Source organism: Lyngbya sp. CCY1209 (genome assembly GCF_035615495.1).
In the GTDB taxonomy this organism is placed as follows: Bacteria; Cyanobacteriota; Cyanobacteriia; order Cyanobacteriales; family Microcoleaceae; genus Limnospira.
Map to the genome: position 1 here is coordinate 17,514 of NZ_JAJENU010000540.1, position 11,745 is coordinate 29,258.

The following is an 11,745-nucleotide window of genomic DNA, read 5'->3' on the forward strand; positions in this document are numbered from 1 at the left end:
CGACCTCCTTTTTAATTTATTAGAATGCCCTGTTCTCTCAAATCTGCGATCATCTGCGAAATCTGCGGATCTCCCCACACCCCCCCCAAGCGCTATATCATAATCTTAAAGAAGAGCGATCGCACGACCCATGCCAACTCAACCGCGAACCCAGACCCGGAACTGGAAACCCATCATCAAACAATTTGAAGCCGTCGTCGGGCGGCGCGGCGTCGTCCGGCGGAAAGAAGAATTGCTGGTTTACGAATGCGACGGACTCGCCAGCTACCGCAAACGCCCCGCCCTAGTCGTCCTCCCCCGCACCACCGAAGAAGTCGCCGAAGCCGTCAAAATCTGCGATCGCAACCATATCCCCTGGGTGGCCCGCGGCGCCGGAACCGGACTCTCCGGCGGCGCCCTCCCCGTCGAAGATTGCGTCCTCATCGTCACCGCCCTGATGCGGAAAATCCTCGACGTCGATCTCGAAAATCAGCGGGTCGTCGTCCAACCCGGCGTCATCAACAACTGGGTCACGCAAACCGTCAGCGGTTCCGGATTCTACTACGCCCCCGACCCCTCCAGCCAGATCATCTGTTCCATCGGCGGCAACGTCGCCGAAAACTCCGGCGGCGTCCACTGCCTCAAATACGGCGTCACCACCAACCACGTCCTCGGCTTAAAAGTCGTCACCCCCGAGGGTTCTATTGTCGATTTGGGCGGTTCCGTCCCCGAAATGCCGGGATACGACCTGACCGGGTTATTCGTCGGGTCCGAAGGCACCCTCGGCATCGCCACGGAAATCACCCTGCGAATCCTCAAGGCCCCGGAATCCATCTGCGTCCTCCTCGCCGACTTCCCCACCATCGAAGCCGCCGGACAGTCGGTGTCCGACATCATCGGGGCGGGAATCATCCCCGGCGGTATGGAAATTATGGACAACCTCAGCATCAACGCCGTCGAAGACGTGGCGAAAACCGGATTATATCCCCGCGATGCCGGGGCGATTTTGTTGGTGGAGTTGGACGGTTTGCAAGTGGAAGTGGATACGAATAAACAGCGGGTGGCGGACCTGTGCAAACAAAACGGCGCCCGTAATATCACCACCGCCAGCGACCCGGAAAAACGCCTGAAAATGTGGAAGGGCCGGAAGGCGGCGTTCGCGGCGGCGGGTCACATCAGCCCCGATTACTACGTCCAAGATGGGGTGATTCCCCGCACCCAGATGGCTTATGTTTTGAAAGAAATCGAGGCGTTGAGTGAAAAATACGGCTACCGCATCGCCAACGTTTTCCACGCGGGGGACGGGAATTTGCACCCTTTGATCCTTTACGATAATTCTGTGGAAGGGGCGTTGGAAACCGTCGAGGAAATCGGCGGGGAAATCCTCAAGATTTGCGTCAAAGTTGGCGGCAGTCTGTCCGGGGAACACGGCATCGGGGAGGATAAAAAATGCTACATGAACCAGATGTTTGACGAGACGGATTTGGAAACCATGCAGTGGGTGCGATCGGTTTTCAATACCAAGGGATTGGCGAATCCGGGGAAAATGTTCCCGACGCCCCGCACCTGCGGCGAATCCGCGAACCTGCAAAAGGCGAAGCAGTTTGAGGGGGCGGAAGTTTTTTGAGCGATCGCCATCTATCGGCTATAAAAAATACTTTGGGCGGGGTTTCAACGATGTCTTACGGCGAATTTACTCTCTCACAATTGGAGTCCGAGTTTGGCTTGTTACTGCGAGAGCGGGTCGAAATATTTCCAGACATCAAACCCATCACGCCAAGCCCTTTATTGAGGGAAATTTTGGAGGAAAATATACCGTTAGCATTGGAGATTGATACGGAGAAGGCGCGATCGGAGTTGATTATCGCGCCGATTATGGTCGATCTGAGAAAACACTTTAACCGTCAAATCAGCTTTTTTTCGGGCATCGATTTTAGCGTTGACAAGTCGAAGGGATTGGCGGGTCGGTGCGATTTTCTGATCAGTTATTCGCCCAAACAATTGGAGGTGACGGCTCCGGTGGTGGCGTTGGTGGAAGCCAAGAATGATAATATCAAGTCGGGGATTGCCCAGTGTATTGCGGAGATGGTGGCGGCTCAAGTGTTTAATGAGCGAAGGGAAAATCAAATTCCCTGCATCTACGGCGCGATTACGACGGGAAGCAATTGGAAATTTTTGAGGTTGGTTGAAAAACGAGTGGATATTGAAGCGGGAGAACATTTTATCGGAGATTTGGATGAGTTATTTGGGATTCTTTCGGATATCATCGAAACGACCCATCCTCGAGGCAAGAAGTGGCCGACTGCGGTGGAGAGGGCCGATCAAACGAGGAGAAATAACTCGGAATGACAATTCAGCCATCCGGAGGGCGATCGCTTCCAACTTTTGACGGAGGAAACGGGGCGATCGCATTTCTACACTGGAGCTTAGTGAGACTGACGCTCGAAAAATAATATCGCCCATGTTTTTTCACAAAAAAGAACTCATCGAAAAACCCGTTAGTATCGACGCTCCGAATCCCCGGTTCGCCCAACTGCTGCTGGAACAATTCGGCGGTGCCACCGGAGAACTCTCCGCCGCCCTGCAATACTGGGTGCAGTCGTTCCACGTCGAGCATCCCGGCATCAAAGATATGCTGCAAGATATTGCCGTGGAAGAGTTCGGCCACCTGGAAATGATCGGCAAACTCATCGAACAGCATACCGACAAGTCCCCCAAACAGGACGAAGCCTACAAGAGTACGCTGTTCGCCGTGCGCGGAAAGGGTCCCCATTTCTTGGACTCCAACGGACAAAACTGGACCGCCGCCTACCTGAACGAAGGGGGCGACGTGGTGCGGGATTTACGCGCCGATATCGCCGCCGAAGCGGGGGCGCGGCAAACTTACGAAGATTTGATTAAAATAGCGCCCGACGATGGGTCGAAGCAAACCCTGGTTCACCTGCTGACCCGGGAAGTGTCCCACACCAAAATGTTTATGAAAGCCCTGGAATCTCTGGGGAAATTGACCGACCCGTTCTTCGGGAATATCCAGCCCGATGAAACCGTGGATATTTACTACAATTTGTCGAGCGACGGCAAAGACCAGCGCGGGCCGTGGAATTCCGACTCCGACTTCCGCTATGTCGCCAATCCGATGCAGGAAAAAGGATAGAACCCGACGGAGAGTCCGGACATCCGAAAATCCCGAAACCTCCCAACGGCGGACGGTTGACCGAAAGCCGATCGCCGTATATGAACTGACGGGCCGGGGCTGGGTTCTTAAGACCCGGCCCCTCGGGCTGGCAGTTGCATTGATTTTTGTCAATCGATATTGAATTTTACTTTTATTTAAGACTATAATACGGGTCAGTACAGGGTCCGCCATCCACAAACAGATGGGGGTTGAAAGTGCTGATATCTCTTCCGTTGGGGCGAGATGTCAGTCGGCCGATCGCCATTCATTTACAAATTGTGTATTTTGCAATACAGAAAATAAATTGGGTATATCATGATACACAAAACAAATTTTCGGAATTGCGATCGCCGAGTCTGTAAATCGACCGATGGAGGTAATCATCGATGCTCAAAGCGAAATTGTCCCCCTGCGCCAGCCTCCTCTACGAGTGGATTCGAGCGCACGTCAGCCGGGGCGATCGCGCCATCAAACTGGACTTAGAAAGCTTTCGGATTTGGACGGGGGAATATCTGGAAAAAGCCGCGAGTTGGGCGGAAATCAACGCTTCCCTATCCCAACTCGCCAAACTGCGGCTGATCGCGATCGAGGGAACCTGGGTGAGGCTCAATCCCAAACCCCGCCCGGTACAGGTTTTCTCCTTTTCCCAAAATGGGCTGGTGACGAAAAACCTCGACAACAATTCCCTATTTTGGGGGATGCTGATAGCTGTGGGCTTCTTCCTCGCCTGGTCTAGCTCTCAAAACCTGTCCACGCGGATGGATGAGAGCCAAACCAATACCCCCGCCTATCTTGAAAAACCCGAATTGTTGCTAAATCTCAGTTAAAAAACCCGTTGTCCGGCTTTAGACCCCCATTGAGAGGCGCTAAAGCGCAACAACGTTGGCATTTAGCGGCGAACCGGAGTCCGGGTGACGATATCCTCAAGTTTTTGAGGTGGCGACGGCTGTTTTTGGGCGTGGGTGAAGTAAATGAGCGTCCCCACGAAGAATCCGCCGCCGATCAGGTTGCCGATGGTGACGGGGATGAAATCCCACAGCACCATATCCACCCCGGTGATGGGGGCGCCGAGCATCATGCCCACGGTGATGAAGAACATATTGACCACGATGTGTTCGAGTCCGAGGGCGACGAAGGCCATAATCGGCAGCCAGCAGCCCAGGATCTTGCCGGGGACCGACTTGCTCACCAAACCGAACATCACGGCGAGGCAAACCAGCCAGTTGCAGAGGATGGCCCGGACGATAAATAACAGGAAGCCGTTAGCGCCCATTTCCCGGACGGCGACGGATTTAGATACAGCGATCGCCATAATTTTCTCGCCGACGGCATTGGGGGCGATCGTCCCCGCGTCGGTGAGGGAATAGGCGATCAAACCGCCGACGATGAGACAGCCGAGGAAATTGGCAAAATACACCCACAGCCAATTTCGCAACGCCATCGAAAACCGCACCCGGCCGGCCAACATCGCGGCGGTCATCAGGGCGAAATTTCCCGTCACCAACTCCATGCCGAACATGACGATCGAAACGAACCCCCAGGGGAAGATGATCGCACCCAAAATCGGAATTTTGGTCTGCACCATCATCGTCACAGCCATCGTGGTCGCCATCGACAGCAAACCGCCGGAGTAAAAACCCCGGATCACCATATCTTTGATCGAGAGGCGGGTTTTGGACTCGCCTGCCGCGATCATCGTCGCCGCCAGTTCGGGAGGTGCCGCGTAATCCATTGTTGCTAAAGACTCCTTAACGTATGCAGTGTTGAATCAGACCGACAGATAGAAGGGGAAGCCGATCAGACGGTTTCCTTGGGGCTCGCGCCGAACTTTTCGATCAACAGGTTCCACATCACGGATTTGAGATCGTCGCAGGGGACAGCCTTTTCGAGGCGCGTGCCCAACCGGGCTTCATGGCCGACTGTGCCACCGGTGTAAATATCGACTCCCTCGACCACCTGGCCGTCCTTGCGGGCCTTCGTCCCGATCAGGCCGATATCGGCGACCTGGGGCTGTCCGCAGGAATTGGGGCATCCGGTCCAGTGCACCCGGACGCGGGAGGGGATGTCCAACTCGGCATCCAGTTCCCGGGCCAATTCCAGGGCCCGCTGTTTGGTTTCGATCAGGGCGAAATTGCAGTAGCGGCTTCCGGTGCAGGAGACGAGCGATCGCGTCAGGGGTGCGGGGGCGACGGAAAACTCCTCCAGCAGCGGTTCGGCCAGAAACGCCTCCAACTTGTCATCGGCGATGTGGGGGATGATCATATTCTGCTCCACGGTGGCGCGGATCTCGCCATTGCCGTAAACCTCCGCCAGCCGCGCCAACTCGAACATTGTCTCCGCCGAGAGCCGCCCAACGGGGACGTGCAGTCCCACGAAACTGTACCCGGCTTGCTTCTGGGGGTGAACGCCGAGATAATCTTTTTTATCCTGGGTCATTTCATCTTCCGGGGCGGCGGTTTGGAGTTCGGCCCCGAATTCCTGTTCCACTTCGGCCCGGAAGCGATCGATCCCCCACTTGTCGATCAGCCACATCAGCCGGGCCCGCTGGCGACTTTCCCGCAGCCCTTCCGCCAGACCGTTTTCGGTGTAAACTGTTAGAATCGCCAGGGATAGGCGGATGACATCCTCATTCGGCGGAACCCAGACATCCATGGGGACGGCCTCGACCTGACGTTGGGCCGATAGATAACCGCCGACGAGGACGTTGAACCCCAATTCCCCCTCCCGGTAGGCGGGGACGAAGGCGATATCGTTGATTTCGGCGTGGACGGAATTATCCCGTCCCCCTTCGATCGCAATGTTGAACTTGCGGGGCAGGTTGCTAAAGGTGGAGTTGCCCTCGCCGTTATTGGTGATCGCGTCTTGCAACTTTTGCAACAGTTCCCGGGTGTCGAACAGTTCCTCCGGGTCGATACCCGCCACCGGAGAACCCGTCAGGTTGCGGACGTTATCGAATCCCGATTGCATGGTGGTCAAACCCACCGCCTTCAACCGGCGGAAAATGTCAGGGATGTCTTCGAGGCGGATACCCCGCAGTTGGATGTTTTGCCGGGTGGTAATGTCGGCGCTGCCGTCATCTCCGTAGCGCTGCACGATTTCGGCCAAAACCCGCATTTTGTCGCTGTCGAGGTGGCCGTTGGGCATCCGCAGCCGCAACATGAATTGACCGGGCGTGACGGGGCGGAAGAAAATGCCGAGCCATTTCAGACGCAACTCCAAATCGGTCTTGTCCATCGCTTCCCAGCCGATGCGGGCAAAGTGCTCCAACTCGTCCTTGACGGCTAGTCCATCTTTTTCGGCCTTCGCTTTTTCGATTTTGTTGAGTTTGACTTTAGATTCAGAGGCGACAGTCATGGGTGGTGGATGTAGATCGGGTTGACGGGGCTCGCTCACCGGCCGGTTTAACAAGCTCATGCTTTGTAGGTTAGGGTCAGGCATCGGGAAGATTTGTAATTGAAGATACATAAAATGACCTGTTTTGATAAAATTGCATATCATATATTCAAAAATGGCATGAGAGGTCAATTTTGGTATTCGAGACTACGAAAATGCCCGAAACTACGAATATAGTTAAAGTTGACGGAGGCGGAAATTTTCCTGCCGAACCGCTTCCAATTTCCGCAAACTGAAGCGATATCGACCGGGATAAAATATCCTTTTCGGTCGCCGAAGAAATGGCGGTCGGAGCGCAATTTTACAAGTCATGAAGCCATGAATTTTTCCCCCTCAATTTCCCCGAAATGTGAAATGAATCAGAGTCGATGTATCGGTAAAGTTTATTTAGTTGGCGCGGGTCCCGGCGATCCAGGTTTGCTGACATTGAAAGGAAAAGTGCTGATCGAATCGGCGGACGTGGTGATTTACGATGCCCTCGTCAGCCCCCAAATTTTAGAAATGATCGGCCCCCAGGCGGAAAAAATTCACGCCGGAAAACGGCCGGGTCGCCATTCCCTTCCCCAGGCAGAAACGACCCAATTATTAATTGAAAAAGCGCAAACTAACGCCGTGGTCGTCCGCTTGAAGGGCGGCGATCCGTTCGTGTTCGGTCGCGGGGGCGAGGAGATGGAGGCCCTGGTGGCGGCGGGAGTGCCGGTGGAAGTCGTCCCCGGCATCACCTCCGGTATCGCGGCCCCCGCCTACGCGGGAATTCCCCTGACGCACCGGAATTACAGTTCCTCCGTCACCTTCGTCACCGGACACGAAGCGACGGGCAAGTACCGCCCGGAGGTGAACTGGAAAGCGATCGCGCAAGGTTCGGAAACCATCGTCATTTACATGGGCGTCCAGAATTTGCCCAATATTGTCGCGGCGCTGCGGTTCGGGGGACTCGGCGGGGAGACGCCCATCGCCCTGATCCGCTGGGGGACCCGCCCCGACCAGGAGGAGTTGCGCGGCACCCTGGAAACCATCGCCGAACAGGTGGAACGGGCGCAATTTGAAGCCCCGGCGATCGCGGTGATCGGCGATGTGGTGCAATTGAATGATATTTTGTCCGGTTGTCGTCCGGCCCCGATTCTCCCCCACTGATGATGTCACCCCAATAACAAGTTCAACGATAACGATGATCAATCAACTTTTGGAACGGGCAACCGTCGCCACCCGTCGGAGAGATTGGGCGGATGCCATTGATGCGCTACAACAATTTTCGATCGATGCCCCCTCGCACCCGGAGGCCGTCGAACGGGCGATCGCTTTAGCTTTGACGGTTTTGGAAGGGGGGGATTTTCAGGCCCGCTGGGACGTGGCGAAACTGTTGCCCAAACTCGGCGCGCGCTCTTACCTCCCTCTGACGGACATTATCCGGGATGAAGATGCGGATCTCGAATATCGCTGGTTTGCGGGGCGGATTCTCGGCGATTTCGACACCCCGGAGGCGATCGCGAGTTTGCTGGAATTGCTCGACAATAGCGAAGACGAAGAACTCCGCGAGATTGCGGCCAGCGCCCTGGCTCACTTGGGGGCGTCGGCCGTAGAGGGACTCTGCACCCTCCTGGAAGACTCGGAAAAGCGCCTTTTCGCCGTCCGCGCCCTGGCCCAAATTCGCCAAAAGGCCGCGGTCGAACCCCTCCTCGGCGTGGCGAAAGATGCCGATGAGCGAATCCGGGCGATCGCGATCGAAGCCTTGGCCAGCTTCCGAGACCCCCGGATTTTCGCCGTATTGATTGACGCCCTCGGGGATTATACAGCGGCGGTGCGGAAGGAAGCGGCCGTCGGCTTGGGATTGCGGGCCGGACAGGTCCGCGATCCGGAATTCGTGGTTGATCGCCTGAAACCCCTGCTCTACGATGTGAACGGGGACGTTTGCAAACAGACGGCGATCGCGATCGGGCGATATCGGACGGACAATGCGATCGCGGTTCTGTCGGAGGTGTTGCGGTCGCAGTTCACCCCAGTTCCCCTCCAGATTGCGATCGTCCGCTGCCTCGCCTGGATGGAAATGGCCCCGGCCCTGGACTGTCTCCGAGAATCCCTCCCCCATTTGGACGACAGGGCGATTTTGGAAACCATTCGAGTCGTGGGGCGGGTGGAAACCCCGAATTTGAAAAAGCAGGCGGGCGACTTGCTGGCGGACTTCTTCGCGTCGGGACATCCCGCCGGAGCCAACGCCGTCCTCAAACAATCCCTCGCCCACGCTTTGGGGCAGTTGGGGGACGTCAGGGCCGTCGGCGTTTTGGAAGTGCTCGTCGAAGATCTCGATCCGGGGGTGCGGTATCACGCGATCGCAGCCTTGAAGCGGTTGGCGATCGTGGCATCATAAAAATCGGGAGAGGGCGAATGCCAGGGAGCCGCGACTATTTGGTTTCCCTCATCGTTGGGGGAACAATAGCGATCGCATCCTTCCGGGTTTTTTGAACCGGGGGAAACCGTGACTGTTTTTCCACATGGACACGAAAGCTTTTTCCACCCGTCGCAGAACTTGCTGCAACAAACTTCCCAAATTCCAACCCCAGTTTAAAGCAGGCGGCGGAGGGTGGCGTAGATCAATCGAAATAGGGCCGTGATTGCGACTCCCACCAAACCGGCGAACAGGGGGACGGCGATCGCGATTTCGACACGAACGCCGGCTAGAGTCGTGGCGATCCAAAAGACGATCGCGAAGGAAACGCCGGCGATAATTAACAGGTCGAACCGTTCGATCCACCGCTGCCGTTGGGCATAGATCAATCCCCCCAAAGCGATCGCGCCGACGAGAACGCTGAGGGCGATCGAATCAAATATCGTGCTGAGGGCGATCGCCAACAACCCCCCTTCAAACCCGGCAAATGCTGCCCCGCTCAGAATTTCTAAAGTCGAAAACGGCCGTCGCAGGGTGGTCTGCTGCTGCACTTGGGTCGCCGCCCGGGGGGGCCGGACGGATGTCGGAGGTCGGGTCGGGGGCGGGGGCGGGGCCGGACGGGGCGTTTTCGGGGAGAGGACGCTCAAAACTTCCGCAGCCGAACCGAAGCGATCGCTCGGAGTCGGCTGCAACATCCGATCCAGGATTCGGGCCAGGGAGTCGGAAATCGAAACTTGGTCTTTCCAAGTCCAGGTGTCGCTGTAGCTGTCGAACAGATCCTCGGGGTTTTTTCCCGTCAATAGCATGACGGCGGTGACGGCGAGGGCGTATAAGTCCGTCGAGGGGTAGACGCTGCGGCCCCGCATCTGTTCGGGGGGGGCGAACCCAGCCGAATAGATCCCCGTCGATCGCCCCCCCGGAGCCTGGGTGACTTCTTTCACCGCCCCGAAATCGAGCAGGTGCAGCCTCCCGGAGCGATCGCGCATGATATTGGAGGGTTTGATATCCCGGTGGATCACGTCCTGGCCGTGGACGAACTCCAGAATTTTGAGAATTTCTGCGAGGACTTCCACCACTTCGGCTTCCGAAAACGGCCCGCGATCGACCAATTCCGCCTCCAGATCCCGGCCGTCGATGTATTCCTGGACAATGTAAAAAAACTGTTGGGGGATCGAAGATTGCCAGCCCGGGGCTTCCAGGGGAAAATAGGCCAGCAGGTCGGGGAGGAGGGGATGTTGGTGGCCGAGGCGGTCGAGGACCAGGGCTTCCCGTTCAAATAACCCCTGGGCGGTGGCCAGTTGTTGGGGGTCGAGGTCCCCGGCGGGGAGAAACTGCTTCACCACGCAGGCCCGCATCGTGGGCGACCGGCGATCGCAGGCCAAAAATGCCGCTCCGAAGCCACCCCGCCCCAGCAGGCGATCGCACAGGTAGCGCCCGTCCAAAATCAGCGGCATCCCGCAGGCGCTACAGTATTTTTGTTGGACCGTCTTCAAGGTTGTGCGATCGTCGAGATCGGCGTAGGAATTGTCGGGCCGGGGACAATTTGGGCGGGTGCAGTAAATTTTCATCCGACTTGGGAATAGGGTCAGTGGATCTCAAAGGCCGTTTTTGACACTCCCCGCTCTGCCAGCCAACTCTAGTTTGTCTGCCGTCTTTTGTTGCAAGATTTGATATCGCGCTGTCCGAATTTTATCCAAAAATAGCGATCGCCAAAATCCATTTGTGGGGATTCTCTGACCGACAAACCCGACGGGGCACCGTCTAGGACTCCGGGGATGGGTGGGTCGGCAGCAAGGAATGATCCGATGCCGTCGGGTTGGGATTTTCGGAATGCCGCCCGACATCCGCACTGGAAAAGCGGGGCAAAATGTCGCGACTGAAGGCTTCGGCCGCCTTGGATTGATAGCGGTTGGGATTGACGATCACCGACAACATCCGCTTCACCGTCATCCCTTCAATTCTAGCCCGGTGGAGCATCCCCATCTGGAGTTCTTTTTCGATCGCCGAAGTGGAGACGAACGCCGCCCCGAGTCCGGACTGCACGGTATTTTTGATCGCCTCGATCGAGTTGAGTTCCATTTCGATTTTCAACCGCCGCGGATCGATATCGTAGCGACTCAGAACTTGGTCGATCACCTTGCGGATGGTGGACTGGGAGTCAAGGGCGATGAACTGCAATTGGTAGAGGTCTTCCCGGTCGATTTGCTCCCGGCCGGCCAGGGGGTGAAATTTGGGCAAGATCAAAGCCAATTCGTCTTCGATGTAGGGTTCCACCGTCAAAGAATCTTGCAGTTCCGGCGGGAGCTCGCCCCCGATCAGGGCCAGGTCGATCTGGCCGTTGGCAACGCTCCAGGCGGTGCGGCGGGTGGAGTGGACGTGGAGTTGCACGGCGACATCGGGATACTTTTGCCGGAACCGACCGATCATGCGCGGCATCAAATAAGTTCCCGTGGTTTGGGAAGCCCCGACGATCAGCGTCCCCCCCTGGAGGTTTTGCAGATCTTCGATCGCCCGACAGGTTTCCTGGCACAGGGACAGGATCTTTTCGCCGTAACTCAGCAGCAGGTGTCCGGCCTCGGTGAGGGTGGCCCGCCTCCCGCCGCGATCGAACAGGGGGACGTCGAGTTGTCGCTCCAAATTTTGGACCTGCAGGCTGATGGCGGGTTGGGAGACATAGAGGCTGTCCGCGGCCCGTTTGAAACTTCCCTCGGCGGCGATGGCCTTGAGAATTCGCAGTTGATCTAAGGTGAATGGAACGTCTGACATGAGTTGGAAACAAAATCGTCGATAGGGGACAGAGGTCGAACGGCTATTC

The 11,745-nt window shown here is 56.7% G+C and carries 10 protein-coding genes; 6 read left to right on the forward strand and 4 right to left on the reverse strand.

Features of this window, described 5'->3' with window-relative positions; translation table 11 throughout:
* The first annotated feature begins 130 nt into the window (after positions 1–130).
* The 4 genes from glcD to LKE08_RS18250 all read left to right on the forward strand — a co-directional run bounded on the left by glcD (position 131) and on the right by LKE08_RS18250 (position 3,981).
* A complete protein-coding gene (gene glcD, locus LKE08_RS18235; RefSeq protein WP_324705678.1) occupies positions 131–1,606 on the forward strand; it encodes a glycolate oxidase subunit GlcD in 1,476 nt (491 codons plus the stop codon).
* 50 nt (positions 1,607–1,656) lie between these two features.
* A complete protein-coding gene (locus tag LKE08_RS18240; RefSeq protein WP_324705679.1) occupies positions 1,657–2,328 on the forward strand; it encodes a hypothetical protein in 672 nt (223 codons plus the stop codon).
* A 112-nt stretch (positions 2,329–2,440) separates the two neighbouring features.
* Positions 2,441–3,133 carry a manganese catalase family protein gene (locus LKE08_RS18245; protein WP_324705680.1) on the forward strand — a complete coding sequence of 231 codons (693 nt, stop codon included), beginning with the start codon at positions 2,441–2,443 and terminating at the stop codon, positions 3,131–3,133.
* Between the two features lie 407 nt (positions 3,134–3,540).
* Entirely contained in the window at positions 3,541–3,981 is a 441-nt protein-coding gene (locus LKE08_RS18250; RefSeq protein ID WP_324705681.1) for a hypothetical protein, read from the forward strand.
* A 62-nt stretch (positions 3,982–4,043) separates the two neighbouring features.
* Here LKE08_RS18250 and LKE08_RS18255 read toward each other — a convergent pair whose 3' ends face one another.
* Positions 4,044–4,886: a formate/nitrite transporter family protein gene (locus LKE08_RS18255; RefSeq protein WP_324705682.1), complete on the reverse strand. Its 843-nt coding sequence runs from the start codon at positions 4,884–4,886 to the stop codon at positions 4,044–4,046.
* Between the two features lie 65 nt (positions 4,887–4,951).
* The gene (locus LKE08_RS18260) at positions 4,952–6,508 is read right to left on the reverse strand and encodes a ferredoxin--nitrite reductase (RefSeq protein ID WP_324705683.1); all 1,557 of its coding nucleotides are present in this window, start codon (positions 6,506–6,508) and stop codon (positions 4,952–4,954) included.
* Positions 6,509–6,901: 393 nt separating this feature from the next.
* Here LKE08_RS18260 and cobA point away from each other — a divergent pair, with 393 nt between their 5' ends.
* Both cobA and LKE08_RS18270 read left to right on the forward strand, forming a co-directional pair.
* Entirely contained in the window at positions 6,902–7,681 is a 780-nt protein-coding gene (gene cobA / locus LKE08_RS18265) for a uroporphyrinogen-III C-methyltransferase (RefSeq protein ID WP_324705684.1), read from the forward strand.
* 34 nt (positions 7,682–7,715) lie between these two features.
* On the forward strand, positions 7,716–8,912 hold the full coding sequence (locus LKE08_RS18270; protein ID WP_324705685.1) for a HEAT repeat domain-containing protein: 1,197 nt from the start codon (positions 7,716–7,718) through the stop codon (positions 8,910–8,912).
* Positions 8,913–9,106: 194 nt separating this feature from the next.
* Here LKE08_RS18270 and LKE08_RS18275 read toward each other — a convergent pair whose 3' ends face one another.
* Together LKE08_RS18275 and LKE08_RS18280 are read right to left on the reverse strand one after the other, a co-directional pair.
* On the reverse strand, positions 9,107–10,498 hold the full coding sequence (locus LKE08_RS18275; RefSeq protein ID WP_324705686.1) for a serine/threonine-protein kinase: 1,392 nt from the start codon (positions 10,496–10,498) through the stop codon (positions 9,107–9,109).
* 193 nt (positions 10,499–10,691) lie between these two features.
* Positions 10,692–11,696: a LysR family transcriptional regulator gene (locus LKE08_RS18280; protein ID WP_324705687.1), complete on the reverse strand. Its 1,005-nt coding sequence runs from the start codon at positions 11,694–11,696 to the stop codon at positions 10,692–10,694.
* Positions 11,697–11,745: the final 49 nt, after the last annotated feature.

Coding starts and splice junctions, on each gene's coding strand:
- cobA (WP_324705684.1), top strand. CDS start 6,902: ATGAATCAGAGTCGATGTATCGGTAAAGTTTATTTAGTTGGCGCGGGT.
- LKE08_RS18250 (WP_324705681.1), top strand. CDS start 3,541: ATGCTCAAAGCGAAATTGTCCCCCTGCGCCAGCCTCCTCTACGAGTGG.
- LKE08_RS18280 (WP_324705687.1), bottom strand. CDS start 11,696: ATGTCAGACGTTCCATTCACCTTAGATCAACTGCGAATTCTCAAGGCC.
- LKE08_RS18260 (WP_324705683.1), bottom strand. CDS start 6,508: ATGACTGTCGCCTCTGAATCTAAAGTCAAACTCAACAAAATCGAAAAA.
- LKE08_RS18275 (WP_324705686.1), bottom strand. CDS start 10,498: ATGAAAATTTACTGCACCCGCCCAAATTGTCCCCGGCCCGACAATTCC.
- LKE08_RS18240 (WP_324705679.1), top strand. CDS start 1,657: ATGTCTTACGGCGAATTTACTCTCTCACAATTGGAGTCCGAGTTTGGC.
- LKE08_RS18245 (WP_324705680.1), top strand. CDS start 2,441: ATGTTTTTTCACAAAAAAGAACTCATCGAAAAACCCGTTAGTATCGAC.
- LKE08_RS18270 (WP_324705685.1), top strand. CDS start 7,716: ATGATCAATCAACTTTTGGAACGGGCAACCGTCGCCACCCGTCGGAGA.
- LKE08_RS18255 (WP_324705682.1), bottom strand. CDS start 4,886: ATGGATTACGCGGCACCTCCCGAACTGGCGGCGACGATGATCGCGGCA.
- glcD (WP_324705678.1), top strand. CDS start 131: ATGCCAACTCAACCGCGAACCCAGACCCGGAACTGGAAACCCATCATC.